The 25,631-nt window shown below is 71.1% G+C and carries 25 protein-coding genes and 1 riboswitch; of the genes, 15 read left to right on the top strand and 10 right to left on the bottom strand.

What is annotated here, in order from left to right:
* The first annotated feature begins 90 nt into the window (after positions 1 to 90).
* From AB0L91_RS20460 to AB0L91_RS20445, 4 genes are all read left to right on the top strand, one after another.
* Entirely contained in the window at positions 91 to 621 is a 531-nt protein-coding gene (locus AB0L91_RS20460; protein ID WP_365012059.1) for a VOC family protein, read from the top strand.
* A 90-nt stretch (positions 622 to 711) separates the two neighbouring features.
* A complete protein-coding gene (locus tag AB0L91_RS20455) occupies positions 712 to 1,215 on the top strand; it encodes a nuclear transport factor 2 family protein (protein ID WP_355272465.1) in 504 nt (167 codons plus the stop codon).
* Positions 1,216 to 1,217: 2 nt separating this feature from the next.
* Entirely contained in the window at positions 1,218 to 2,030 is an 813-nt protein-coding gene (locus AB0L91_RS20450) for an SDR family NAD(P)-dependent oxidoreductase (RefSeq protein WP_365013649.1), read from the top strand.
* Positions 2,027 to 2,905: a TIGR03619 family F420-dependent LLM class oxidoreductase gene (locus AB0L91_RS20445; protein WP_365012057.1), complete on the top strand. Its 879-nt coding sequence runs from the start codon at positions 2,027 to 2,029 to the stop codon at positions 2,903 to 2,905. Before AB0L91_RS20450 ends, AB0L91_RS20445 begins: the two co-directional genes overlap by 4 nt.
* On the opposite strand, the gene AB0L91_RS20440 is transcribed toward AB0L91_RS20445, so the two are convergent.
* Complete coding sequence (locus AB0L91_RS20440; protein WP_365012055.1) at positions 2,839 to 3,483, bottom strand: TetR family transcriptional regulator; 645 nt, start codon at positions 3,481 to 3,483, stop codon at positions 2,839 to 2,841. The genes AB0L91_RS20445 and AB0L91_RS20440 overlap by 67 nt on opposite strands.
* An 81-nt stretch (positions 3,484 to 3,564) precedes the next feature.
* Here AB0L91_RS20440 and AB0L91_RS20435 point away from each other — a divergent pair, with 81 nt between their 5' ends.
* From AB0L91_RS20435 to AB0L91_RS20410, 6 genes are all read left to right on the top strand, one after another.
* Positions 3,565 to 4,326, top strand: coding sequence for a 3-hydroxyacyl-CoA dehydrogenase (locus AB0L91_RS20435; protein WP_355272460.1), 762 nt, complete (start codon positions 3,565 to 3,567; stop codon positions 4,324 to 4,326).
* 262 nt (positions 4,327 to 4,588) lie between these two features.
* A complete protein-coding gene (locus AB0L91_RS20430; protein WP_365012053.1) occupies positions 4,589 to 5,347 on the top strand; it encodes an ABC transporter ATP-binding protein in 759 nt (252 codons plus the stop codon).
* Positions 5,344 to 6,066, top strand: a complete 723-nt coding sequence (locus AB0L91_RS20425) for an ABC transporter ATP-binding protein (protein ID WP_365012051.1) — start codon at positions 5,344 to 5,346, stop codon at positions 6,064 to 6,066. The genes AB0L91_RS20430 and AB0L91_RS20425 overlap by 4 nt, the downstream gene beginning before the upstream one ends.
* 3 nt (positions 6,067 to 6,069) lie before the next feature.
* Entirely contained in the window at positions 6,070 to 6,951 is an 882-nt protein-coding gene (locus AB0L91_RS20420; protein ID WP_357346826.1) for a branched-chain amino acid ABC transporter permease, read from the top strand.
* Complete coding sequence (locus AB0L91_RS20415) at positions 6,948 to 8,003, top strand: branched-chain amino acid ABC transporter permease (RefSeq protein ID WP_365012049.1); 1,056 nt, start codon at positions 6,948 to 6,950, stop codon at positions 8,001 to 8,003. Before AB0L91_RS20420 ends, AB0L91_RS20415 begins: the two co-directional genes overlap by 4 nt.
* Positions 8,000 to 9,247, top strand: coding sequence for an ABC transporter substrate-binding protein (locus tag AB0L91_RS20410; protein ID WP_365012047.1), 1,248 nt, complete (start codon positions 8,000 to 8,002; stop codon positions 9,245 to 9,247). The genes AB0L91_RS20415 and AB0L91_RS20410 overlap by 4 nt, the downstream gene beginning before the upstream one ends.
* A gap of 58 nt (positions 9,248 to 9,305) precedes the next feature.
* Here AB0L91_RS20410 and AB0L91_RS20405 read toward each other — a convergent pair whose 3' ends face one another.
* The 4 genes from AB0L91_RS20405 to AB0L91_RS20390 form a co-directional block, all read right to left on the bottom strand.
* Positions 9,306 to 10,166: an NAD(P)H-binding protein gene (locus AB0L91_RS20405; protein WP_365012045.1), complete on the bottom strand. Its 861-nt coding sequence runs from the start codon at positions 10,164 to 10,166 to the stop codon at positions 9,306 to 9,308.
* A 62-nt stretch (positions 10,167 to 10,228) separates the two neighbouring features.
* Entirely contained in the window at positions 10,229 to 11,182 is a 954-nt protein-coding gene (locus AB0L91_RS20400; protein ID WP_365012043.1) for a fatty acid desaturase, read from the bottom strand.
* Positions 11,183 to 11,375: 193 nt separating this feature from the next.
* On the bottom strand, positions 11,376 to 12,266 hold the full coding sequence (locus tag AB0L91_RS20395; protein ID WP_365012041.1) for an SDR family oxidoreductase: 891 nt from the start codon (positions 12,264 to 12,266) through the stop codon (positions 11,376 to 11,378).
* 109 nt (positions 12,267 to 12,375) lie between these two features.
* Positions 12,376 to 13,884, bottom strand: coding sequence for an MFS transporter (locus tag AB0L91_RS20390; RefSeq protein WP_365012039.1), 1,509 nt, complete (start codon positions 13,882 to 13,884; stop codon positions 12,376 to 12,378).
* 75 nt (positions 13,885 to 13,959) lie between these two features.
* On the opposite strand from AB0L91_RS20390, the gene AB0L91_RS20385 reads away from it, so the two are divergent.
* The gene (locus AB0L91_RS20385; RefSeq protein ID WP_365012037.1) at positions 13,960 to 14,868 is read left to right on the top strand and encodes a LysR family transcriptional regulator; all 909 of its coding nucleotides are present in this window, start codon (positions 13,960 to 13,962) and stop codon (positions 14,866 to 14,868) included.
* 4 nt (positions 14,869 to 14,872) lie between these two features.
* Here the strand turns inward: AB0L91_RS20385 and AB0L91_RS20380 are convergent, their stop codons facing one another.
* Positions 14,873 to 15,919, bottom strand: coding sequence for an alpha/beta fold hydrolase (locus AB0L91_RS20380; RefSeq protein ID WP_365012036.1), 1,047 nt, complete (start codon positions 15,917 to 15,919; stop codon positions 14,873 to 14,875).
* A 128-nt stretch (positions 15,920 to 16,047) separates the two neighbouring features.
* Between AB0L91_RS20380 and AB0L91_RS20375 the strand changes: the two genes are divergently transcribed.
* Positions 16,048 to 16,866, top strand: coding sequence for a cyclase family protein (locus AB0L91_RS20375; RefSeq protein WP_365012034.1), 819 nt, complete (start codon positions 16,048 to 16,050; stop codon positions 16,864 to 16,866).
* Here the strand turns inward: AB0L91_RS20375 and AB0L91_RS20370 are convergent.
* From AB0L91_RS20370 to AB0L91_RS20360, 3 genes are all read right to left on the bottom strand, one after another.
* Entirely contained in the window at positions 16,859 to 18,436 is a 1,578-nt protein-coding gene (locus AB0L91_RS20370; RefSeq protein ID WP_365012032.1) for an FAD-binding protein, read from the bottom strand. The two genes, AB0L91_RS20375 and AB0L91_RS20370, sit on opposite strands and share 8 nt — an antisense overlap.
* A gap of 110 nt (positions 18,437 to 18,546) precedes the next feature.
* A complete protein-coding gene (locus AB0L91_RS20365; protein WP_365012031.1) occupies positions 18,547 to 19,590 on the bottom strand; it encodes a TetR/AcrR family transcriptional regulator in 1,044 nt (347 codons plus the stop codon).
* A gap of 105 nt (positions 19,591 to 19,695) precedes the next feature.
* A complete protein-coding gene (locus AB0L91_RS20360; protein ID WP_365012029.1) occupies positions 19,696 to 20,913 on the bottom strand; it encodes a PE-PPE domain-containing protein in 1,218 nt (405 codons plus the stop codon).
* A gap of 238 nt (positions 20,914 to 21,151) precedes the next feature.
* Between AB0L91_RS20360 and AB0L91_RS20355 the strand changes: the two genes are divergently transcribed.
* Both AB0L91_RS20355 and AB0L91_RS20350 read left to right on the top strand, forming a co-directional pair.
* Positions 21,152 to 24,010 carry a BTAD domain-containing putative transcriptional regulator gene (locus tag AB0L91_RS20355; protein WP_365012027.1) on the top strand — a complete coding sequence of 953 codons (2,859 nt, stop codon included), beginning with the start codon at positions 21,152 to 21,154 and terminating at the stop codon, positions 24,008 to 24,010.
* A 79-nt stretch (positions 24,011 to 24,089) separates the two neighbouring features.
* Positions 24,090 to 24,602 carry an SRPBCC family protein gene (locus tag AB0L91_RS20350; RefSeq protein ID WP_365012025.1) on the top strand — a complete coding sequence of 171 codons (513 nt, stop codon included), beginning with the start codon at positions 24,090 to 24,092 and terminating at the stop codon, positions 24,600 to 24,602.
* Here AB0L91_RS20350 and AB0L91_RS20345 read toward each other — a convergent pair.
* Positions 24,586 to 24,900, bottom strand: a complete 315-nt coding sequence (locus AB0L91_RS20345) for a multidrug efflux SMR transporter (RefSeq protein WP_365012024.1) — start codon at positions 24,898 to 24,900, stop codon at positions 24,586 to 24,588. The two genes, AB0L91_RS20350 and AB0L91_RS20345, sit on opposite strands and share 17 nt — an antisense overlap.
* A 10-nt stretch (positions 24,901 to 24,910) precedes the next feature.
* Positions 24,911 to 24,977: riboswitch (guanidine-III (ykkC-III) riboswitch) on the bottom strand.
* Positions 24,978 to 25,063: 86 nt separating this feature from the next.
* Between AB0L91_RS20345 and AB0L91_RS20340 the strand changes: the two genes are divergently transcribed.
* The gene (locus AB0L91_RS20340) at positions 25,064 to 25,621 is read left to right on the top strand and encodes a M48 family metalloprotease (protein ID WP_365012022.1); all 558 of its coding nucleotides are present in this window, start codon (positions 25,064 to 25,066) and stop codon (positions 25,619 to 25,621) included.
* The last annotated feature ends 10 nt before the right edge of the window (positions 25,622 to 25,631 follow it).

Genomic DNA, 25,631 nt, shown 5'->3' with positions numbered 1-25,631 from the left:
GTCCCACTCGGCGGTCACCCGATGTCGTCCCGGCGCGGTTCCGTGGGACGGTGACGGGTCGAGAACAGTCCACCCAGGAGGTCACCGGGCATGCGGGGAATCAACCACATCGTCTTGTTCGTCGCGGATCTGCCGCGCAGCATCGCGTTCTACGAGGACGTGCTCGGATTCGAGCGGCTCGCCGAGGGGTTCCCCGGCGGCGCCTTCCTGCGTCACCCCGGCTCGGCCAACGACCACGATCTCGGGCTCTTCCAGGCCAGGACGCGCGGTGCGGGACAGGGCTCGGTCGGGCTGTATCACGTCGCGTGGGAAGTGGATACGTTGTCGGAACTGGCCGCGGTCCGCGACGCCCTGGCCGCCGCGGACGCGCTGACCGGCGCGAGCGACCACGGGTCGACCAAGGCGCTCTACGCGCGTGACCCCGACGGCATCGAGTTCGAGGTGTGCTGGCTGGTGCCCGACGCGCACGTGGAAGACGCGCTGGCGCCCGGCACCTCCCTGACCGCGCCGCTGGACATCGACGCCCAGATCCGCCGATACGGTGCCGACACCCCGGGCGGTCCGCGCACCGACCCGCAGGTGTGGGCCCGGGTCGCGGCGCGGCGGGCCGCCCTGTCCTGACCGGATTCGGCCCACTGAGTGGGAGGAATTTCTTACACCGTCAGGTGGAACGTGGTTACTGTCGAAGCCATTCGACGACGTGAGGGATCCATGACACAGACGACCGGGGACATCGGCGCACTGCTGCGACGCGTGCAGGTGATGGAGGACAAATGGCAGATCCTCGAGCTGATCGCCGCCTACGGTCCCGCGGTGGACAGCGGAGCCGCCGACGCCACGGCCGCACTGTGGTCCGAAGACGGTGAGTACGACGTCGATTCGGGAATGCTGCGCGGGCGTGCGGAACTGCGCGCGATGGTCGGCGGCGCACCGCATCAGGGCTTCATCACCAACGGCTCGGCGCACCTGCTCGGGCTGCCGCACATCGAGGTCGACGGGGACCGCGCGGTGGCCATCGGCCATTCGCAACTGGTGCTGAAGGTGCCGGGCACGACCGCGGACTTCCGGGTCGCCCGGATCACCGCGAACCGCTGGGAACTGGTCAAGGCCGACGGTCGCTGGCAGGTGGAGCGCCGGGTGGCCCGGCTGCTGGACGGCAGGCCGGAGGCGCGCGAGCTGCTCGGCGGTGTCGGCACCGGATCCGAACGGAGCTGAGCATCATGGATCTCGACAAGTACGGACCCTGGGCGGTGATCGCGGGCGGATCGGAAGGCGTCGGCGCCGAGTTCGCCGAGCAGCTCGCCCGCGCGGGCACGCATCTGGTGCTGCTGGCACGCAAGGAAGAACCGCTGCTGGCGACCGCCGAGGTCTGCCGCGCCCACGGCGTCGAGGTGCGCACCCTGTCGGTCGATCTGCTCGCCCCGGACGCGCCCGACCGCATCGCGGCCCTCACCGAGGACCTGACCGTGGGCCTGCTCGTCTACAACGCGGGCGCCAACACCTACGGTCACGAGTTCGTGACCGGTGACATCGACCGATTCCGCGAGGTGATCGACCTCAACATCACCGCCCAGCTGCGGCTGGTCCAGCACTTCGGCGCGCCCATGCGCGAGCGGCGCCGCGGCGGGATCCTGCTGGTCGGCTCGCTCAGCGGCTATCTGGGGTCGGCGCAGATCAGCGTCTACGCGGCGGCCAAGGCGTTCCTGCGGACCTTCGCCGAGGGGCTGTGGCTGGAGATGCGCGACTACGACGTCGATGTCCTGCACTTGGTCCTCGGTGTGACCCGCACCCCGGCCATGGCCCGAGCGGGCCTGCGGATGGACCGGCCCGGCCTGCGGGTCTCCGAACCCCGCGAGGTCGCCGCGCAGGGGCTGGCGAGCCTGCCGAACGGACCTGTCGTCGTGGTGACGGAGTTCGCCGCGATCGCCGAGCGCAACAGCGGAACCGACCGGGCCGCGCTGCTGCTGGCGGCGAGCGCCGGGGCGCGCAAGCTCCTGCCGCCGCCGGGCGCTCGGGAGGCGGCGCGATGAGAATCGGGATCGACACCCCGGTGGTCACCCGGGTGCCCGGCGCGCACAGCCCGTGGGAGGAGTCGGCGGGCATCGCCGAACTGGCGCGGATCGCGGTCGCCGCCGACCGGCTCGGTTTCCATCACCTCACGTGCAGCGAACATGTCGCGGTGCCGACCGCCGTCGCGGCGGTGCGTGGCGCGACGTACTGGGATCCGCTGGCCACCCTGGGCTACCTGGCCGCGCGCACCGAACGGATCCGGCTGGCCACCAAGGTGCTCGTCCTCGGCTATCACCATCCGCTCGAGATCGCCAAGCGCTACGGCACCCTCGATGTCGTGAGCGGTGGACGGCTGGTCCTCGGCCTGGGGGTCGGCTCGCTCCAGGAGGAATTCGAGCTCCTCGACGTGCCGTTCGACGACCGTGGCGCCCGTGCCGACGCTGCCCTGGTCGCGCTGCGAGCCGCGCTGTCGCAGCGCGTCCCGCACCACGACGGCCCGTATCACCGGTTCTCGGACCTGGTGGTCGAACCGCACGCCGTCCAGGAATCGGTCCCGCTGTGGGTCGGTGGCCGCACGGCCCGGTCGCTGCGGCGCGCGGTAGACCTCGCCGACGGCTGGGTCCCGTTCGGGCTGACCTTCGACGACATCGGCACGCTGCTCGCCCGCCGCGAGCCGCCCGCCGGCTTCGAGATCGTGCTCTCGGCCGGCTCCCTGGACCCGCTCGGAAACCCCACGGGGACAAGGAAGAAGCTCGCGGCGGCGACCCGCGCGGGTGCGACGGTGATCGGCGCCGCGCTGACCGCGACCTCGGCCGAGCACTACTGCGATCAGCTCGGCGCGCTGGCCGAGATCCGCGACGAGGAGTCCGGGGCGGTGCCGGTTCCCGGCAGGTGACCGTCCATCCACCGCAGCATCCGATCGACCGAGTCGGCGCAGTCGTCACCCGCGCCGGACTCGGCCCACTCGATCAGCGCGGCGAAGGTCGCGGACTGGTAGGCGGTCGCGAGCGCCCGGCAGATGGCGGCGGGGGAGCCGGGTAGCCGGCGGGCGAGATAGCCCGAGAGCGTATCGATCCAGGGCTGGTAGATCCGGGGCGCGGTCGCGGCGAGCTCGGGTTCGGAGGAGATCAATCGCAGCCAATCCGGCGCGAGCTCGTGGATCCGCGGGTCGCGCGAGACCGATTCGACGATCGCCGTGCGGACCACCAGCGCGGGCGGCGCGTCCTCGGCCGCGCCGGTGAGAGCGTCGCGCAGCCGATCCGTGGCAGGCGCGACCCCCAGCCAGGCGATCTCGGCCCGGGAGGAGAAGTGCCGCAACAGGGTTCGCGCGCTGATCCCGGTGGCCTCGGCGAGGTCGTTCCAGCTCGTCGCGGCGAAACCGCGTTCGGTCCACAGGCGCAGCGCGCCCACGGAGACGGCCCGGGTGTCCAGCACCGACGGGCGGCCGGGGCGGCGGGCAGCGGGCGGCGTCACGGCGAAAGCCAACCAGTTTTGGCGAGGTGTGTCAATATTGCGGTCGACCACGAGTCACCTCATCGAACAGGAGTAACTGGTATGGAATTCGTCAATGCGTCCGCGATCGTCACCGGCGGCGCGTCGGGTCTGGGCTTGGCGACCGTGCGGGAACTGCACGCGCAGGGCGCCAAGGTCGTCATCGTCGACCTGCCGTCGTCCAACGGTGCGACCATCGCCAAGGAGCTGGGCGAGGGCGCGGCCTTCGCGGCAGCGGACGTGACCGACGAATCGGCGGTGTCCGCGGCCCTCGACGTCGCCGAATCGCTGGCGCCGCTGCGGATCGCGGTGAACTGCGCGGGCATCGGCAACGCGATCAAGACGGTCGGCAAGAAGGGCGCGTTCCCGCTCGCCGACTTCACCAAGGTGATCAACGTCAACCTGGTCGGCACGTTCAACGTGATCCGGCTGGCCGCCGAGCGCATGGCGGCCACCGAACCGGTCGGCGAGGAGCGGGGCGTCATCGTCAACACCGCCTCCGTCGCCGCCTACGACGGCCAGATCGGCCAGGCCGCCTACTCGGCGTCCAAGGGTGGCATCGTCGGCCTGACCCTGCCGGTCGCGCGTGACCTGGCGGGCTTCAAGATCCGGGTCGTCACCATCGCGCCCGGTCTGTTCCGCACCCCGCTGTTCGAGACGCTGCCCGAGGAGGCGCTGCAGTCGCTCGGCGCGCAGGTGCCGCACCCCTCGCGCCTGGGCCAGCCCACCGAGTTCGCCGCGCTGGCCCGGCACATCGTGGAGAACCCGATGCTCAACGGCGAGACCATCCGCCTCGACGGCGCGATCCGCATGGCGCCGCGCTGATCCGATCGGCACCACGACCACCGGCCGGGCACTGTGCCCGGCCGGTGGTCGTCTGTCCGGGTCCGGTGCCGTGACCGGCTACCGCATCCCGTCCCGGTCATCCGGGACAATTGGGACATTTCACTCGTCCCATCGGTGCTACTCGTTCGTCCTCCCCGCCGCCGCAGGCCCTTGATTTGATACTGGCGCCCGACGCGCAGACCAGCGTCGGCAGCGCACAGCTCGACATCGTGGCGACACGATCCGGGGAGCGGAGGACGGCTTGCTGGAAATACGGAACATCACCGTCCGATTCGGTGGCGTGACCGCCCTGGACGGAGTGAGCTTCGACGTCGGGGAGTCGGAGATGCTCGGGTTGATCGGCCCGAACGGCGCCGGAAAGACCACGCTGTTCAACTGCCTGACCGGCCGCGGCAAGCCCGACGCAGGCACGGTCACCTATCGCGGAATCGATCTGCTGCGCAAGCGCCCCGACGAGCTGACCGGGCTGGGAATCGCCCGCACGTTCCAGAATCTCGGCCTGTTCGAGCACATGTCGGTGCGCGAGAACGTCCTGGTCGGCGCGCACCACCGGGCGACGTCGGGATTCGGCGCGGCGGCCCTGTGGCTGCCCGGGGTCCGGCGCGAGGAGACCCGGCTCGTCGCCGACGTGCACGAGGTCCTCGAACGCCTGGATCTGCTGGAGGTCGCCGACCACCCGGCGGCCGGACTCCCGTTCGGCACACTCAAACGGATCGAACTGGCCAGGGCACTGGCCTGCCGGCCGCGGCTGCTGATGCTGGACGAGCCGGTCAACGGCCTCAGCCACGGCGAGGTCTTCGAGTTCGCCGCGCTCATCCGCGCCGTGCACGCCGAATTCGCCCTGACCGTCATCGTGGTCGAACACCACATGGGATTCGTGATGGGCCTGTGCGATCGGGTGGTGTGCCTGGACTTCGGCCGGGTGATCGCCGAGGGCACGCCCGCGCAGGTGCAACGGCATCCCGAGGTCGTCGCCGCCTACCTGGGGACCCCGGCATGAGCGAGTTCCTCGTCGTCGACGGCGTGTGCGCCGGATACGGTGCGGCGCAGGTGCTGCACGAGGTGAGTGTGTCGGTGGCCCAGGGCGAGGTGTGCGCGATCCTCGGCCCCAACGGCGCGGGCAAGACCACCCTGCTGCGGACCGCGAGCGGCATGGTGCGGGCGCGCGCGGGCAGCGTGCGCGTGGACGGCGTGGTGCTGGGCCGATCGACGCCGGAATCGGTGGCGCGGCTCGGCGTCGCGCACGTGCCGCAGGGGCGCGGCACCTTCGCGCCGCTGACGGTCGCCGAGAACCTGCGCGTCGGGGCGTTCACCCGCCGCGACACCGCCGCGATCCGCGCCGACCTGGACAAAGTCTTCGGTTACTTCCCGATCCTGAAAGACAAACTGCGGCAGCAGGCGGGCGGCCTGTCCGGTGGCCAGCAGCAGATGCTGGCGCTCGGCCGCGCGCTGATGATGCGGCCGCGCCTGCTGCTGCTCGACGAGCCCTCACTCGGGTTGTCGCCGTTGGTGACCCAGGAGCTGTTCGCCATCATCGCCGCCGTCAACGAAGCCGACGGCACCACCGTCGTGGTGGTCGAACAGAACGCGCATCTCGCGCTGGCCATCGCCGATCGGGCCCACGTGCTGGAGACCGGCCGGGTAGTGCTGTCGGGCACGCCGGCCCAGATCGACGCCGACGACCACATCGCTCGTTCCTACCTCGGATATCAGGCCTGACCCATGCATGCATTTCTCGAACAACTCCTCGGCGGTCTCACCGCGGGCGCGATCTACGCGAGCCTGGCGCTGGGACTGGTCCTCATCTACCGATTCACCGGCGTGGCGAACTTCGCCCAGGGCGAGCTGGCCATGTTCTCGGCGTTTCTCGCCTGGCAGTTCGGCCAGAGCGGAATGCCGTTGTGGCTGGCCATGCTCACCGCCCTCGCGGTCTCCTTCGCCGGCGGCCTGCTCATCGAACGGGTGGTGATCCGCCCGGTCGAGGGCGCACCCGAACTGACGCTGGTGATCGTCACCGTCGGCCTGTACTTCTTCGTCAATGCCGCGGCGGGATGGATCTGGTCGTTCCAGCTGCACACCTTTCCGAGCCCGTTCCCCGCGGGCGCGATCGGCACCGGCGGGGTGAGCGCCAGCTATCAGAGCCTCGGCGTGCTCGCGGTGGTCGGCCTGGTGATGGTGGCGCTGTTCGCGCTGTTCCGGTTCACCAAGATCGGGCTGGCGATGCGGGCGGTGGCCGCGAACCCGGAATCGGCCCGGCTGAACGGGATTCGCGTCGGCGTCGTGCTCGCCCTCGGCTGGGGCCTGGCGGCCCTGGTCGGCGCGGTCTCGGGCATCCTCGCCGCGCCGATGCTGTTCCTGGAACCGAACATGATGGGCGGCGTCCTCATCTACGCCTTCGCCGCGGCGACGCTGGGTGGTTTCGACTCGCCGGTCGGCGCGGTCGCCGGTGGCCTGATCGTCGGGGTCAGCGAGACACTGGCGGGCGCCTATATCGACGCGATCGGCACCGAGCTCAAGATCGCCGTGCCGCTGCTGATCATCATCACCGTCCTGCTGGTGCGCCCGCAGGGTCTCTTCGGAACCCCGGCGGTGCAGCGAGTATGAGCGAGACCGCACTGCACCACACCGCGCCCGCCGCCGAACCCGGTGGGACGCCACCCGCACCGCGTGCGCGCCTGGTCGCCTTCGTGACCGCGCACCGGACCGCGCTCGTCCTCACGGCACTGGCCGTGGCGGTCTGCGTGGCACCGTTCCAGCTGGCGCCCTTCTACACCTTCCAGCTCTCGATGGTGATGGTCTACGCGATCGCGCTGCTCGGGCTGAACCTGCTCGTCGGTTACACCGGGCAGATCTCACTGGGGCACGGCGCCTTCTTCGGCGCCGGTGCGTATGTGGCCGCCGGGATGATGCACCACTGGGACGCACCGTATCTCGCCGCTCTCCCGGCGGCCGCCGCGGTGACCTTCCTGTTCGGTGTCGCGGTGGGCATCCCGGCCCTGCGCTTGCACGGGCTCTACCTGGCCCTGGTGACGCTGGCGATCGCGGTCTTCCTGGTGCCGCTGCTGAAGCGATTCGATGCGGTCACCGGCGGATCCATGGGCTTGACCGTCACCAAGCCGAGCGCCCCGGCGTGGACGGGTCTGGCCGAGGACCAGTGGCTGTACTTCCTGGCGGCGGCCACGGCGGCACTGAGCTTCGCGGCGGTGGCCGGGCTGCTGCGATCACGCGTCGGCCGGGCGCTGCGGGCGATCCGCGACAACGAGATCGTCGCCGAGATGATGGGTGTCCGGCTCGCGGTCTACAAGACCCTCGCCTTCGCCTGGAGCGCCATGCTCGCCGGGATCGCGGGCTGCGTCTACACCTGGGTGATCGCCTATGTGTCACCGGATTCGTTCACCGTCGCCCTGTCGATCACGCTGCTCGCCGGCATCGTCGTCGGCGGTCTCGGGTCGCTGTGGGGCGCGGTGCTCGGTGCCGCGTTCGTCATGTACGTGCCGAGCCTGGCCCAGGACGTCAACGACGCCGCACCCGGGGTGATCTTCGGCATCGTCGTCATCGGCCTGATGTATCTCGCACCCACCGGACTGGCCGGACTCCTCGCCCGGCTCCCTCGTCACCTCCTCACCCTGCTTGCTCGGAAAGGCGTAAGACCATGAGAACCAAGGTATTCCGGGTCGCCGGTGTCACGGCGGCGGCGATGCTCGCCCTCACCGCGTGTGGTGGTCGCGGCGACACGGCGACGACCGCGGGCGGTGACTGCCAGGGGCAGCAGACCGTCGGCATCACCGACACCACCATCGAACTCGGTGGGGTGTACCCGCTGTCGGGGCCCGCGTCGGCCTACGGCGAGGCGGGCAAGGCCGGGAAGGCCTACTTCGACTATCTCAATGCCGAGAAGGGCGGCATCAACGGCCGCAAGGTGGAATACCTGGTGCGCGACGACGGCTACCAGCCGCCCAAGACCGTGGAGGAGACCCGCCGGCTGGTCGAGCAGGATCAGGTGTTCGCGATCTTCCCGACGCTGGGCACGGCCACCTCGTCCGCGGTGTGGGACTACCTGAACCAGCGCAAGGTCCCGCAGGTGTTCGTCGCCGGCGGCGCCACGAAGTGGGGCTCGGATACCGCGCATCCGTGGACCATCGGCTGGCAGCCGAGCTACCGGTCCGAAGCGCGGGCCTACGCGAAGTACGTCCGGCAGGAACGGCCCGACGCGACCGTCGCGGTGCTCTATCAGAACGACGACTTCGGCAAGGACCTGCTCGACAACTTCCGCGCGGCGGTGGCCGGCAGCGGCGTGCGGATCGTGGCCGAGCAGAGCTACGAGGTCACCGATCCGACGGTGGAGCCGCAGGTGCGCAACCTGGCCGCCTCGAAAGCCGATGTGCTGCTGAACTTCTCGACCCCGAAGTTCACCGCGCAAGCCCTCGCCGCCGACGCGCGCACCGGTGACTGGAACCCGCTGCATGTCATCACCACCGTCTCCAACTCGGTGACCACGCTGAAGCCGGTCGGTGTCGAGAACATCCAGGGTGTGGTGTCGGCCGCCTACACCAAGGACCCCGCCGACCCTGCCCGCGACGCCGACCCGGCGATGCGCGACTACAAGGACAAGCTGGCCCGCTACGGCCAGGGCATCGACCCGACCAGCAACTACGCGATCATCGGCTGGACCAGTGCCGACAGCTTCGCCAAGACCATGGCCGCCGCCACCTGCCCGACCCGCGAGGGCCTGCGCGACTCCATGCGCAACCTGAACAACATCCCGATCGATCTGCTGCTCCCGGGAGTCTCGCTGAAGACCGGCAACGGCGACGCGTTCCCCATCGAGGCCCTGCAGATCCAGCGCCTGACCGGTGACCGCTGGAGCCTGGTCGGCTCCATCATCGACACCACCGGATAGCCCCATCACGACGAGCTGGTCCCGTGCTTCGGCCACGGGACCAGCTCGTCGTTGTTTCTCACCTGAACTCGGTGAGATGGTGGGTGACCCACTCGTGGAACGGGCGGGGCTGCCTGCCTGTGATCCGGGCGACGGTGTCGTGGACGGTGCGAAGGTCGTCGGTGACGTCGCCGCCGGTGACGTCGAGGAGGGCGTCGGCGGTGTCGGGGTCCAGCGCGGGAAGCAGCCGCGCGCGGGCCTGCGCTCGGCCGATCTCGGTGACCGAAAGGGGTTGTCCGAGTGCGGCGGCGATCACCTCGACCTGCCGGCGGGCGGTGATCGGCTGTGGTCCGGTCAGGGCGTAAGTGCGTCCGCGATGATCGGGCTCGGTCGCGGCCAGCGCGGCCACCGCGGCGATGTCGCCAGGATGGATGGTCGGCAGCCCGATGTCGGCGAACGGTATCTCGACACCCCCGGATTCGCGGATCGCGGGCGCCCACCACAGCGCATTGGACGCGAACTGGGTGGGCCGCAGGATCGTCCACGCCATGCCGCTGTCCACGAGCAGCCGTTCCACCGCCGCGTTCTCCATGGCCGGTCCGAGATGGGGGTGGGTCTGCACGGTGATGGAGGACACCAGCACCACGTGCTCGACTCCCGCGGCCTGGGCCGCCGCGAGAATGCGCGCGTCGTCACCCACGCGCGATACCAGGAACAGCGTCGTCACACCGTCGAGCGCCGCCCGCAGCGATTCGGCGTCACGCAGGTCGGTCGCCACCGCCTCGATGCCCGGCGGGAAGGTTGCCGAAGCGGGGTCGCGGGTCGCCGCCCGGACCCGGACATCGTCCCGACCGGCCAAGCGCGCCAGCAGTTCCCGACCGATGTTCCCGGTCGCGCCGGTCACCAGAATCGTCTTCGTCGACGTATGCGATTCGATCATGAACGCCACGGTAAAACCTGAATAATAGTTCGGGTCAAGCCCGGGTGGGGGGTGGGAGGGAATCAGTCGTGGCGCACGGTCGGTCGGTCGAGGGGGATGGGGCCGCGGAACTGGCGGGCGACGGCGGTGAACCAGCCGAGGTGGTAGTGGGCGCCGTCGTCGCGGAATCGGGTGGGGAGTTCGTGCCAGCGCAGGCCGGGGTGGCGGTGGTGGACGTCGTGGAGGGTGAAGTTGAGGGTGCAGCGTTCGAGCAGGCGGGGCAGGCGCAGGTTCATCGCCTCGCGGGGTGCGTCGAGGTCGGTGCCGTAGTGGTAGGCGTTGTCCGAGAGCGAGATGATCAGGGCGCGGGCGGCGATCGCGGCGAGCAGCATCCAGCCGTGCGCGCCGTAGGCCAGGAACGCCACCGCGTGGACGGTGACGATCGCGGCGGCGTCGGTGCGGAACTTGTCGAGCACGGCGGGCTGGGCGACCCGCTCGAGCAGGAGGCCACCGACCGACTCGGGGGCCTCCACCCGGCGGGCCAGCGCCCGGATGGTCCGCGCCGGCAGCACGGCGAGGAGCAGGGCGATCAGCTCGAGCAGATACAGGCCGCCGAGGAGTTGCAGGTAGTGGGACCGCGTGGCCCGGAACCGGCTGGTCGTGGCGGGATCGTAGATCTCGGCGCGTTCGCGGATCCGGCTGTAGCGATGATGCAGCAGGTGACCGGCTTTCAGCAGCGCGAACGGTGAGCCGTACACGGTGGCCAGCACCCGGCCCGCACGATCGTTGCGTGCGCGGTCCCGCAGCAGTGTGCCGTGGATGGACTCGTGGATCAGCGACCAGAACGGGGTGGTGGTCAGCGCCAGCGGCACCAGGATCCAGCCCCAGGCCGCGTTCCGCGGAAGCAGCAGTAGCGGGAGGATGAACAGCTGGGTCGAGCCGATGGCCATCGCCAGGGCGATGAGCCGGACGTTCACGAGGTCGCCGTCGGTGGATCTCGACGGGCGAGCCGGGCCGGGGGTGCGGGTTTCGGTCATGATGCAGCGTCACTCCGGGTAGATCAGGCAACTCCCGCAGCCGATCCTGCCATCGACGCGCGGTCCGCGACAGGGTGAAAGTACCGAGCGTCACACCTGCGCGACCGCCGTACCGGGCATCCGGGCGATCGCCGACGGGACAGGACGCCGTCACCCGCTGTCCGAGGAGCACAGCGGGCGCCGGCGCCCGGTCTCAGGCGTACGCGCCGTTCTCGATGTCCGCGAGCAAGGCGGGACCGGAACTCGTCCACGACAGCAGTTCCCGGGTGTGCGCGCTCGACGCCGACATGTTCATGTTGAAGAACCGGCCGACGAATCCGAAGTGCGCGGTGGCGTCCTCGGGTGGGATGGACACGACCGGCACGTCGAGCATCCGCCCGATGGCGTCGGCGATGGCGCGGGTGGAGATCGCCTCCTCGGTGACGGCGTGGAGGACGGATCCGGCCGGTGCCGCCTCGAGCGCGAGCCGGACGAGCCGGGCGGCATCGCCGCGATGCACGGCCGCCCAGGCTGTGTCACCGTCACCGAGGTAGGCGGAGCGGCCGTGCCGCCGTGCCGCCGCGACCAGACTCGCCACGAATCCCGTGTCGCCGCGCCCGTGGACCGAGGGCGCGAATCGGCTGCTGATCACGCGCACGCCTCTGTCGGCGTAGGCGAGCAGGAGGTTCTCGCTGCCGCCGCGGGGTGAATCCGGGCCGACGGCGGGGGAGGGATCGCGCTCGGTTGCGGGGCGGCCCCTGGTCAGGCCGGAGAGTGCGGCGGCGAGGACGAACGGCCGGTCGCTGCCGGTCAGGGCCTCGGCCATCGCGGTGACCGCGGCGCGTTCGGTGCGGTTGGTTCCGGCCGGGTCGGTCCAGTCGTGCTTGTTGGCGAGATGGACGACGGCGTCCGCGGCCGCGGCGGCGGCGCGCAGGCCGTCGACGTCGTCGAGGTCGCCGCGCCGCGGCCGGGCGCCCTTGCGCGCGAGTACCTCCGCGGCGGTCTCGGAGCGGGCGAGGCCGCTGACGACGTGTCCGGTGGCGAGCAGGTGATCGACGACGGCCGAGCCGATCCATCCGGTCGCTCCGGTGATGAAGACATGCATGGTGAAACTCCTCGAGGGTTGCCCGCGACTCGCGCGGACGGGGTGGAGGCGGTCGACTCGCGGCCGCAGAAAGTGTGAAATCCAGAGTGGGAGGTTGGGTTTCGCTGACCTACCGCTGCTCTCCGCGCCCGGAGACCAAGGACTGCGCGACCACCGAGCCGCCGAGAACCAGCACCGCCACGCCGATCACGCGGAGCCCGGACTGGGTGCCCGAGACGAACGCGGTGAGGATGTCGTCGGCTCGATCGGGGGCGACGGCGAGCGCCTGGGCGACGGTGTGCGGTGCGTGCGCGGCGCGCAGGTCCGCCGGCAGCAGGTCGGAGAACCGTGCGGTGAGCACGGTGCCCACCGCGGCCACCCCGAGCGCGCTGCCGAATTCCCGGGTGGTGGCCTGGAGCCCGGCGCCGACACCGGCCTGCGCGGGCGGCAGCGATCCGGCGATGGCGGCCGAGAGCGTCGGAAGGGCCAGTGTCACACCGATTCCGGTGACGACGAGCCAGGCGGCATAGGCCGGATACGGCGTGCTCGCGCCACAGGTCGACAACCCGAGCAGGCCACCACCGACGAACACGAACGCGAGCGCGATCGTCGCGTCCGCGCCGATGCGCCGCACCAGCCCGCCGACCCGGCGTGCGCCGACGATGATCGGCACGGTCAGCGCGACGATGCCCAGCCCGGTGCGCAGCACCCCGAACCCCTTGCCGTACTGCAGGAACGAGGCGTTCACGTAGAACAGCGCGAACATGCCGAAGAAGATCGTCGTCATCCCCAGGCACGCGCTGCGCAGCTCGGGCGAGCGGAACACACGGGGATCCAGCAGTGGATGCTCGACCGACAGCTCGACGAACACCCACAGCGCGAACAGCACCACGGCACAGCCGAATCCGGCGATCACGACCGTGCTGCCCCACCCCGCCTCGGGCCCTTCGACGATGCCGACCAGCAGTGCCACCGAGGCTCCGACGAGCAAGGCCGTTCCCAGCGGATCGAGTCGCCGGTCGTGCCGCGGTGACACCGGCGCGAACAGGGCCACGAGCACCACGAGAACCAGCGCGAGCGGCACCACCGCCACGAACAGCCACCGCCACGATCCCCCGGACAGGATCGCCCCGCCGCCGACATTGCCGACGACACCACCGATGCCGGTCATCGACGCCCAGGTCGCGACGGTCGGGCCCCGGCGCTCGGCGGCGACGGCGTGCAGCAGCACCGCCAGCGTATTGGGCAGTACGGCGGCGGCACCCACTCCCGTGAGCGCCCGGCCGAGGAGCAGGACCGCGATGTTCGGCGCGACGGCGGACAGCAGCGCACCGCTCGCGAACACCACCAGACCGGCGATCAGCACGCCCTTGCGCCCGAACCGATCTCCGGCCGCCCCACCGGGAATCACCAGGCAGGCGAACACGATCACATACGAGTCGACGATCCAGACCAGTGCCGACGCGGACGGGCGGAGGCCGCTCGACGCCAGCATCGGGACGGCGAGGTTGATCGCGGCCACCATGCCGACGACGAGGACGACGCAGGCGCACATGATCGCGAGGAGGGCGGGGCCAGAGGCCGGCGCCGATGACGATTCCCGCGGCATCCGCTCGCGGGTGAGCACATTCCATTGCATGGGAAAAACGCTATGTGCCTGCTGTTACTTCCTGCCACGCAACTTTGGCAAGAATACTTTGCGTACGATGCAACTATGGCGGAGCAGCTCGATCTGAACCTGCTGCGGGTGTTCGACGCGCTGTTGCAGGACCACAGCGTCACCGTGGCGGCCGAACGGCTGCACCTGTCGATTCCCGCGACGAGCCGTGCGCTGAGCCGGTTGCGGCGAGCGATGAACGATCCGATCCTGGTCCGGGCAGGCCGGGGGATGACGCCGACCCCGTTCGCGCTGCGCACCGCGCCCCGCGTGCGCTCGCTGCTCGACGAGGCGTCGGCGCTGATCAGTGCCGAGCGCGATATCGCCGCGGCGGACCTGCAGCGCACCTTCACGATTCGCATCAACGACGGCGTGGCCGCCACCCTGGCGACCACCGTGGTGGAGGCCACCGCGGCGTTGGCTCCGGGGGTGATCCTGCGGTTCGTCACCGAGGGCACCGAGAGCGTGGAGGCGTTGCGCGACGGCTCCGTCGACCTGGATATCGGCGCCGGTGACGGCGCCGCACCCGATATCCGGACGGCGCCGCTGTACCGGGAACGACTCGTCGGCATCGTGCGCGCCGACAGTCCGCTGGGCAGGCACCGGCGCCCGACCCTGGCACAGTTGTGTCGTCATCCGCACGTGTCGGCGTCCCGGCGCGGACGGACCAGGGGTCCGCTCGACGAGGTGCTCGAGGCCGCCGGACTGCGCCGTCAGGTCGCCGCCGTGGTGCCCACCTCGGCGGTCGCCGCCCTGCTGGTGTCGTCGAGTCGCTACGTCGGCCTCGTTCCGCAGCGCCTCGCCGAGCAGTACGGTCCGGCCCTCGGTATCCGCTGGTTCGCGGTGCCAGCGCCGCTGCCCGCGGTCGAGGTGCGGTTGTCGTGGCACGCCCGGCTCGACACCGACCCGGCGCAGCGCTGGCTGCGTGACACCATCCTTGGTGCCTTCGCGAAAGAGCTGGACTAGCGGCTCAGACGCACTGGGGGACCTCGGTGGCGAGGAAGTCACGGATCGCGGCCCAGCTGGAGTCGCGGGCACCGGGACCGGCGATGATGCCCAGGTGACTGCCGTCGACCTCGGCGAAGCGCACCGGCGCGCCGGTGAGCACCTCGGTCCCCGCGGCGACGGACGCGGCCGAGGCGAGTTTGTCGCGGCGGCCGCCGATCAGCAGGACCGGGACCGTGATCGCGGCCAGCTCGATCGCGTGAAAGGGGCTCAGATGCACGGTGCCCTTCCACATCTCGTTGCGCACGATCAGCTGGCGATAGACCTGCCGGTAGAACCGGCCGGGATAGCCGGGCATCTCGTCCATGAACCGGTCGACGGCCTGCATGCGCGCCAGCGCCTCCACATCACCGGCATTGCGGGCGATGTACCACGGTTTGGTGAGTTCACGATCGAGCGCCTGGGCCCGGAAGCCCAGCCGCACAGCCTGTTTCGGTATGCCGCCGACGAGCCGGACCGGCTCGGTGACGATCCGGCCCGAGGTCAGGCGGCCGACCGAGCGCGCGAGCGCCATCGGGCCGTTGCGGCGCTGATCGAACGGTGTGCCGACCGCGGTGAGCGAGGCGAGCGGCAGCCGGGGGTCGGCGGCCGCGGTGAGCAGGCTGATCGTGCCGCCGAAGGACCAGCCGATCACGTCGACTGGAGCGTGCGCGTGCGCCGCGCTGACCCGGCGGACGGCGGTCGGCACGATGTCGTCGACCCATTCCTCGAAACCCAGGTTCCGGTCGGCGTAGCCGATCTCGCCGTAGTCCAGGACATAGACGTCGCGGCCCATCTCCAGCAGATACTCGACCAGGCTCTGGCCGGGCCGCAGGTCGTAGCAGGAAATGGTCACCGCCAGCGGCGGGACCAGCAGAACGGGGTTGCCGGTGCTCTCGGTGCCGCGGCGATAGCGCCGCAACCGCCGGTGCGGATGGTCGTAGACGACCTCCGACGGCGTCGGAACATACGGCTCGATTCCGGGGCCGAGCAGCGCGCCCACATTGCGCACGGCGTTGTCCCAGCTGACCATCACATACCTCCACGACCGTGCCCGCCGCACAGTTTACCTGGACATCGTGTCCGACTTATCTCGGGGAGGCGCATTCGCCCGGCGCGTAGATCTGCGCCGGGCCCGGCGCGCTCGGCTATCTTGGGCCGATGTGCTCGCCGGAGATCGTTCGTCTCGCCCATGACGGTGCGCCGCGTCCCAGCCGGCGGGCCCTGTTCGGTCTCGCGGGCCTGACCGCGCTCGCCGCGGCGGCTCCCGCTCCCGCTGCCGCCGCGCCGCGTGTCGGGGGCGTGATCGACCTGACCCACACGCTCACACCGGAATTGCCGGTGTGGCCGGGCAATCCGCCGATCGCCCTGGTGCCGGTGGCGTGGCACGCCTCCGGTGGCTTCGGGCAGTTCGCCCTCGGCTACTGGGAACACACCGGCACGCACCTCGACGCGCCCGCGCATCGGATCGTCGGCGGCGCGACGACGGACGCGCTGGTCGTCGACGATCTGGTCGCCCCGCTCGTGGTCATCGACATCAGCGCGAAGGCCGCCACCGAGGCCGACGCGGTGGTCACCGTCGCCGATATCGACCGATGGCGAGCACAGTTCGGGGAGATCCCCGAGCGGGCCTTCGTCGCGATGTATTCCGGCTGGGAGCGGCGCCTGGTCGAACCGTCGACCTTTCTCAATCTGGACGGTCAGGGCAGGCCGCACGCGCCGGGATTCTCGGCCGATGCCGCGGAATACCTTGTCGCGCAGTGCGGGATCGTCGGGGCGGGCGTCGATACGCTCAGCCTGGACTGCGGCGCTGACCCGGACTTCGGCGCGCACACCACGCTGCTCGGCGCGGGCCGCTACGGCGTGGAGATGCTCGCGAACCTCGCGACGGTTCCGCCGTCCGGGGCGACGGTCGTCGTGGGCGCGCCGAAACACGCGGGCGGTACGGGTGGACCGTGCCGAGTGCTCGCCCTCACCTGATCGGTTCCCACTCGGGCCTGCCGATCGAGAGCTGGTGCGCGAAAACGTTTCCCGGGTCCCGATCGGTCTTGATCCGGTGCAGCCGGGGGTAGTTGTCGCGGTAGTAGAACGCATGCCAGGGCAGACCGGAGGTGTTCCACGCCGGGTCGGCCAGGTCCGGGTCCGGGTAGTTGATGTAGCTGCCGCCGTAGGTGTCGCCGGGGACCGGGACCCCGCCGGTGTCGGCGTGCACGTCGCGGTACATCTCGCGGGCCCAGCGCAGGAAGCGGTCGTCGCCGGCGGGCTGGCGCCAGGCGGCGTGGATGAGCATCGTCATGAACGAATCGCGCGCGGGCATGGCGGTCGCGTCGGCGGGGACGGCGTTGATCGCGCCGCCGAACGGCAGGAATTCGAGCTGGGACTCGCCGAGGAACCGGGGATCGGTGAGGTAGCGATAGAAGATCCGGAGCTGGTCGGGAGAGTACGCCGTGCGCAGATAGGCGGCCTTCACCTTGACCCGTAGCTCACTCGGGCCCTTCGCGTAGTACACCTGACGCACGGTGTCGGGGTAGGACAGCTGGGCGACCGGCGTCGGGATCGCCGGGGGAAAGACACCGTCGGTCACCGTCGTGACGAAGGCGTCCAGTCGAGCGCGCGCGTCGGGTGCGTCGGCGTCGAGCAGCACGAGCAGCTCCGCGGCGGCGGTGCCGGTCGTCCTGATCATGAGCGGGGCGTACAGGCCGGTGAACTCGTCGCCGGGCGCGCTGTGCCGTTCGAAGAAGCCGAGGTAGTTGCCGACGAAGCGGACGAACGACTCCTCCGTCGTGACCGGCACGATCAGTCGCGTGCTGAGCATGCCGCCGGGCGGCTTCGGCAGGGCCGCGGCGGGATCGGTGCCGTCGGCGCCGGGGGAGCGGAGCAGAAACCGCGTCACCACACCGAAATTGCCGCCGCCACCGCCGGTGTGGGCCCACCACAGATCGCGGTCGGGTCCGTCGGGGGTCGCGAGCACCACCTTCGCCGCGCCGTCGGCGTCGACCGTCACCACTTCCACTCCGGCCAGGTGGTCGGCCACGAGTCCGTGCCGCCGCGACAGTGGGCCGTAGCCGCCACCGCAGAGATGGCCGCCCATGCCGACGCCGAGGCAGATCCCGCCCGGCACGGTGACGCCCCCGTTCCGGAGCAGTGCGTCGTAGACGGTGCCGATGTCGGCGCCTGCGCCGACCGAGAACGCGCGCAGGCGCTCGTCCCAGTAGACGGCGTCGATCCTGCTCAGGTCGATGAGCGACCGGGTGGCGGCGTGGTCGACGAAGTCGTCGAAGCAGTGCCCGCCCGAGCGTGCGGCGATCCGCGTCCCCTCGGCGACGGATCTCGCGACGGCGGTGCGGACCTCCTCGGTCGTCGTGGGCAGGTAGATCTTCGCCGGTCGGGCCTGGAACCGGCGGTTGTAGCCGCGTCGGGTCAGCTCCTCGTACTCGTGGTCGCCTGCACCGAGCACCCGGCCCTCGGCCCTCGCGGCGGGTAGCCCCAATGTGGTGACGGCGCCGCCGAGCGCAGCCGCGGCGAGCAACTGCCGACGGGAGAGCGACATCGTGCTCCTTTCGCTCGGCGCGGGTCGATCTGCTCGGACCCTAGCCGAACCGGGGTGCCGCGGATACCCGATGTCAGTGGTCCCCGACATCGGGCGCGCCGCGCGGTTCGCTAGCCGCGATAGACCTCGACGTACGCGTTGGTGGCGGCCGCGACGACACCCGGGCCCACGCCGGTGCACGCGGCCGAGATGCGCTGGCCCGAGGGCTCGAACGGGTAGCTGAGCACGGTGTAGGAGCCGATCGTGTACATCGGGAACGGGCCGTTGGCGTAGAAGCCGAAGCAGTCGAGGTGCAGGACGTAGTTGCTTCCGCCGTCGGGCTGACAGGTGGCCGACGCGCCGAAGAGATCCCGTTCGACCCGGCAGTCCTGCGGTGCCGCCTGCGCGGTGCCGGAACCGACAACGGCGACGAACGCCAGGCCGCTGACCCCGGCGGCCGCGACGCGGGCGACGGCGGTGAATGTCTTGTTCATGGAACTCCTCTGTTCGGGACGATCTTCGGTGGAAGCGTTGAGTCCTGGCCATGGGGACGTGCGTGGCGCCGGTGGTGGCCGTGGCCCGCCGGGCTCGGTCCCCGGCCGTGCGGCGGGTGATCTGCGGGTCGGCAGCAGATTCGTGGTGAGCGCCTCGGTGACCACCGTGGCGACGAGACCGGTGAGTTCGGTGGCGCGCGTGGGGTTTTCGTCGAGCATGATCAGCCAGGAGTAGAGCGGGCCGAGCAGCAGCGCCTGGACGACGGCCGGGTCCGGCGCGCGGGTCAGTTCACCGCGGGCGATCGCGCGGTCGAGCACCGTCGTGATGATGCGCCGTTCCACGGGCAGGAAGGTCGTCGCGAAACGGGTGCGCAGGCGGGGGTCGGCGCGGATGTCGGCGAGCAGGCCGGTCAGGTTGCCCGTGCCCGCGCCGCGCACCTGCGTCGCGATCTGGGCGGTGAGCGCGCGCAGATCGCCGGACAGACTGCCGGTGTCGGCGGGCGCCTCCGCGCGCAGATCGTGCAGCAGGACGGCGAACGTCATCTCCTGCTTGGTCGCGTAGCGGCGGTAGATGGTCGCTTTGCTCACGCCCGCGCGGGTCGCGACCGCGTCCACGGTCGACCCCGCGTACCCGCGCTCGTCGAGTACCGCACGCACCGCCGCCGCGATCGACGCGTCCACGCGTTCCTCGCGCGGTCGGCCGGCCCCTCGTCGCCCTGTCGCCACCAGGGCAGCCTACGAAACTATTAGTTTCGGTATCAAGTATCCCGCGATTCCGGCGTGGTCTCAGGGCGCGGGTGGGAAGAAGTCGCGCAGCAGCGGTGTCACCGGGTTCGGGGGCAGGAGGTCGTCGAGATTGGCCAGGGCCGCGGCCGGGGGCAGGGTCCGGTCCGGCGTGCGTGCCGGGTCGTCGATTTCCGCGAGGGCGTCGGCGATGCCCTCGTCGATGGCGGCGGGCAGGTCCACCGGCAAGGTGGCGGTCTTGCTCGGGTTCAGCGGCTGGTCGAACCGCAGCGGCGTCGGCTCCGCGTAGTCGGTGCGGTCGTATCCCGTCTCGATCAGGACCCGCAGCGCCGGTTCCAGCAGGACCGCGGCGGGCTCGGTGACATTCGTGGTGTTCGTGTGCTGTCCGACCGCGCGCAAGGGGTACAGCAGGGGCAAGGTGCCCTCGGGACTGGGGATCGTCGTGTAGGTGGTGTCACCGTGGCGCTGGCAATTCTCGGGGTGCTCATCGCAGTTCTGCTGGGCGACGAAGGCGGCGGGATCGCGGTAGCCGTAGATCGCCGCGCCCGCCTTGGGTGCGCTGCCCGCGCCGTCGCCCTTCGGCTGCAGGTAGGAGGGGTGGATCAGCAGGGTGCCCAGCAGGGCGTTCGCATCGGCGAGCACATTGAGTGGATAGGCGGGGAAGTCCGAGATGCCGTCGTACTGCATGGCGATATCCGTGGTCGTGATGCCCGTGTCGGTCGGGGTGGGCGGGCCGAAACTGATGTCGGCGACCGGGATCTCACCGAAACGCACCGGCCGTTCGATGATGCCGCCGTTGGGACGGTTCGGATTCGCGATGAGGACGAAGGCCAGCCGGTTCTTCTCCGCCGGCGTCAGCCCGGCCAGGGCGGCCTTCTCCGCGCTGGCCACCGTCGCACCCTGCGAATAGCCGAAGATCACGATGCCGCCGTTCCCCGGCGCACCCAGCTGACGCGCGGCCAGCGCGCCGAGAGTGGCGACGCCGTCGGCGACCGAGGGGTCCCACTTCGCCGACGATGCCTCGGGGCCCTTCGACGAGATGACCGGCCACAGCGACGCGTCGTAGGGAACGGGAACGAAGGTGACGCCGGGACAAGCGTTGTCGGTACAACCGTGTGCGCCGGGAACGACGAAGTTCTGGTACGCGTTGCTCTCGAAATCGTGGGCCACCGACGGGTCGCTGGTACCGGTGCCGGGCACGATCAGCACCGTCGTCGCCAGCGCGACCGCGCCGACACTCTGTATCTCGAGCCATGCCACACCCAGTGCCGTGAGCAGCGCGGCGGACGTACCCCCGCGTGCCGCTGAACGTCGTGGACCGGTTGCCGATCGATGGGTCTTTCGCGTCTTCGATGTCTGCGGCATGGGCTACCCCTTCAGCGGGAGGGAAGAGCGAGACCTCGGCAATTTCCGAGCAATTGTGCCAGCGGGGGTGCGGGGCGACAAGGTCGCAACGCGGATCCCGGATCGCGTGTCGGCCTCGGGATAGGGTTTCGTGGTGGTGTTCCTGCGGGCACTGGGCGCGATCGAGGTCGAGGTGGACGGGCACGTCGTGGATCTGGGCGGCCCGGTGCCGCGACGGTTCCTCGCGGCGCTGTCGACCGGTGCGGGCTCGCCGCTCTCCGATGCCGCCCTCGCCGACCTCGTGTGGGGTGCCGAGCAGCCACGGCAGGCATCGGCGACCTTGCGGGTCGTCGCCTCCCGGCTCCGGTCCGCACTGGGCCCCGCCGGGCGAGAGCTGGTGCGCCGCAGGGGGTCCGGCTACCTGCTGGCACTCCCGGCCGAGCGCACCGATCTCGGCAGGTTCGCCGACCTGGTCGCCGCCGGGGTGCGCGAGTTCGCCGTCGACGATCCCGTGTCCGCCGAGCGGGTACTGAGCGAAGCGCTCGCGCTGTGGCGGGGTGACCCGTGGCCGGAACTGGAGCAGGCCGACGGTCCGCTGGCGGAGCGCATCCGGCTCAGGGAGTTGTACGAGGTCGCGATCGAGGAGCGGGCGGCGGCGCGGCTGGCGTGCGGTGAGCTCGCGACGGTGGTGGCCGATCTCGGCGAGGCGGTGACGGCCGCACCGTTCCGGGAGCGGCGCTGGGAGCTGCTGGCCTCGGCGCTGTATCGCAGCGGTCGTCAGGCGCAGGCACTGGCCGAGCTGCGGCGGGTGCGCGAGCTGCTGGTGGCGGAACTGGGGGTGGAACCCGGGCCCGCGTTGCGGTCGCTCGAGCGCCGGATGCTCGAGCAGGATCCGGGTCTGCTGGTGGAATCGCCTGGTGCGCGGCCGGATTCCCCGCCCGGCCGCCGGCCACCGCACCGGCGGCCGCTGTCGACCTTCCTCGGCCGCGACGACGAGCTGCGCGTGCTGGGCGAGCTGCTCACCACCGAGCGACTGGTGAGTGTGGTCGGACCCGCCGGCGTGGGCAAGACCCGGTTGGCGATCGAACACTGGACCGCGGCGGAGGCGCCCGTCGACCGATGGTTCGTGCGCCTGGGTGACGTCGACGACGGCGACGCCGTACCGACCGCGATCGCGACGACGCTGTCGCTGGTCCAGCGCACCGGCGACCCCGTGACCCAGATCTGCCGGGCGCTGGCGGCGACGCCCGGCCTGCTGGTGCTCGACAACTGCGAGCATCTCGTCGAACCGGTCGCCCGCGTCGTGGTGACGGTGCTGGCCGCCTGCCCGCACCTGCGGATCCTGGCCACCAGCCGACAGCCGCTCGGTGTCGACGGCGAGCATGTGCTGGCCCTGTCGCCGCTGCCGGTGTTCGACGAGCTCGGCGACGACGGTGCCGCGGTGCGCCTGCTGTTCGACCGGGTGCGCGCCGGCCGGGCGGGCTGGCGGCCCGACGCCGCGGATCGGACGGCGGCGCACGAGATCTGCGCGATGCTGGACGGCCTGCCCCTGGCCATCGAACTGGCGGCCGCGCGCGAACGCGCGTTCGGCCTGCCCGAGATCGCGACCCATCTGCGCGACCGGCGAGACGTGCTCGGTCCGACCCCGCACGGATCGCTGTCGCGGCACGCCGACTTGTCCGCGGCGATCGGGTGGAGCGTCGACGATCTGGCCTCCGGCGATCGGGCCCTGCTGGTGCGGTTGTGGCCGTTCGAGGGCGGATTCACCTGGCAGGCGGCCGCGGCGACATACCCCGATGCGGGTGTGCTCGCCCCGCTGGCCTCGCTCGTCGACCGGTCCGTGCTCGCCCTCGAGCACACGCCCTCCGGCACCCGCTACCGCCTGCTGGAGACCGTCCGTGGCTACTGTCGTGGCGTCGACCCCGCCCCGGGGACGAGCCGGGCCGAGCACGCGCGCTGGGTGCGCACCTTCGCCGCCGAGAAATCGGCCCTGCTGACCGGCCATCACGCCGCGGGCGCCTATCGGTCGCTGGCCGCGGAGCTGCCGAATCTCCGGGCCGGGATCGCCTACGATCTCGAACACCATCCGGTGGCGGCACTGCGTACCGTGGCGGCCCTGCAGTTCGCGTGGAGTGTGCTCGGCATCGTGGTGGTCGGCCGCACGCTGCTGCGTGACGCGTTGGCGGCCGCGGCCGATGCTCCCGCCGCCGATCGCGCCTTCGGGCTGCTCGGTCTGTCGATCGTGTCGTTCCACGCCGGGGAGCCCGCGGAAGCGCTCGCGGGTGCCGATGCCGCCATGGCCATCCTGGGCGGACCGGAGACCGAGCGGGAATTGTGGTTGTCCGCCTTGATGTATCGGGCGCTGGCGTGGACCGCGCTCGGTGACCCGGCGACCGCGCGGGTGGCGGTCGACGCGCTCGTCGCGGAGGTCGACCGGCTGCCGACGCCGGAGTGGATCCGCGGCTGCGCGGAGTTCGGCACGGGCACCGTGCTGCTGCTGGAGGGCCGTCGGACCGAGGCCGTGCGCCTGTTGCGGGTGGCCCGCGAACGCAGCGCCGACTGCGGTCACCTGTGGTGCGAAGGCATGGCCGATGTGGTGCTGGCCTGGGCGATCCTGGCCGACCCGGACGACACCGACGGCGCCGCAGCAGCTCTCACCGCCCTCGATCGCGCGCTGGGGGTGTTCGCCCGGCAGTCGAACATCGCCGACGCGCTGGGGGCGGTGTACGCCGCGTCGTACGCGCTCATGGCGCGGGGCCGACCGGAGCAGGCGCTGCGGGTGCGCGCGGCGGCATTGCACCACTCCGCGCGGGTCGGCGCCGACCCGCGCCGCTACGCCCAGTTCGCCCATCCCGCGATCGTCGCGCGGATGGACCGGCTGCTGGCCGCCCACTCGCGACCGGAGGAACTGTCCGACGGTGCGGCGATGAGCTGGCCTGCGGTGATCGACCTGGTCGGTGCGCTGGCACGCGCCGACCGGCCGGAGCTCGGGCCGGGGACGCCGTCGCTGTAGCGGGACTGAAACACCCGGGCGCGACAGTCGAGACGAGCCGCCGACCGGCCGCTCGCACCGACACCGTGAGGGCCGAACCATGTCTGATCCCCAGCACGCGCGCACCTTCGAACTCTGTGCCGCGACGACCGTCTTCCGGCCCGCCGCGCAGGTCTGGGCGGTCCTCGCCGACTACGCCAACGACCCACGGTGGCGCACCGGAGTGGTCGCGATGACCGCCGACCCACCCGGCATCGCCACCGCGGCGACCCGGACCACCGAGGAACTCCGCTTCGCCGGGCGTACCTGGCGGACCCGGGGCGAGGTCGGCACCGTCGTCCCCGGCACCCGCCTGACCTGGCGCACCGTCAGCGGAGCGGACGCGGACGGCGCGCGCACTGTCACCGCGCTCGCGCCCGCCCGCTGCGCGGTCCGCCTCGACCTGCGGGTGCGACCGCACGGACTGCAACGGCCCTTCGGTGCGCTCCTGGCACGGATGCTGCAACGCAACCTCACCCGCGACGTCGAGGCACTCCGCGAACTGGTCGAAGCCACACCGCCCCGGCCCGCTGACGAGCGGACATCCGGTTCGCAGGTCAGTGGGCCAGTTTGAGGCCGACGACGCCGGTCACGATCATGGTCAGGAACACCAGCTTGACGATCGTGATCGGTTCCGCGCCGGTGGCCATGGCGTAGGTGACGGTGAGGACCGCGCCGATGCCCACCCAGACCGCGTAGGCGGTGCCGACCGGTAGTTCGCGCAGGGCGACGGCCAATCCGGCCATACTCGCGATGAGCGCGACGAAGAACACCACCGACGGCACCAGCCGGGTGAAGCCTTCGGATCTGCCCAGCGCGGTCGCCCACACGGCTTCCAGGAATCCGGACACGACGAGCAGAATCCACGACATCACAGCCCTCCTCGGGCCGTCTTGTCGCACTCCGGGTACGGCACCCCTCGTCCGGTCGCCCGAAGTCCGGGCTCGCCTCCACCATGGCACGCCGGTTACCGGGCGGCAAGCGTTGGTGGTCGGGCTCACCAGGGTGTCGGTGGCTCGCCGTAAACTCGCGTGCGTGGGGAGGATTCGCGCATTCGCCGGGGGATTTCTGCTGACGCTGCCGAGCGTGGCGCTCAACGGAGTCCTGGTCTACGTCGTCGGCGTCGCCGTCGGTCGCTGGGCGGCGGCGGTCGTGCTCGCGCTGTGGTTCGTGATCGGCTGTGCGGTGGCCAGTGCCGTGTGGTTCCACCCGAACCGGGGCCAGGCGGCGGCCGCCTACGGCTTCCGCAAGCCGGTCGGCGCGGAACCGGACCTGCTCGCGACCGCGTGGTCCGACGTCACCCGGACGGCCGGCGTCGACGGCTGGCCCTATTCGCTGTGGGTGCAGCAATCGGGCACGCTCAACGCGTTCGCCGCGCCCGCGCGGATGGTCGCGGTGACGAGCTGGGCGATCGGATCGCTGCGGCCACGGCAATTGGCGGCGGTGCTCGCCCATGAACTCGCCCATCACCTGATGCTCGATCCACGGTTGCGGCTGCTCGACGAGTGGGTCGCGCTCCCGGCCCGCATGGTGCGCGCGATCGGCAAGATCCCGGTCCGCGCGGCACGGGGCCCGGTGCCGTCCGGTTCCTGACCCGGTCGGC

Source organism: Nocardia sp. NPDC051833 (assembly GCF_040681225.1).
Taxonomy (GTDB): domain Bacteria; phylum Actinomycetota; class Actinomycetes; order Mycobacteriales; family Mycobacteriaceae; genus Nocardia.
This window is presented reverse-complemented; position numbering and strand designations above follow the sequence as displayed.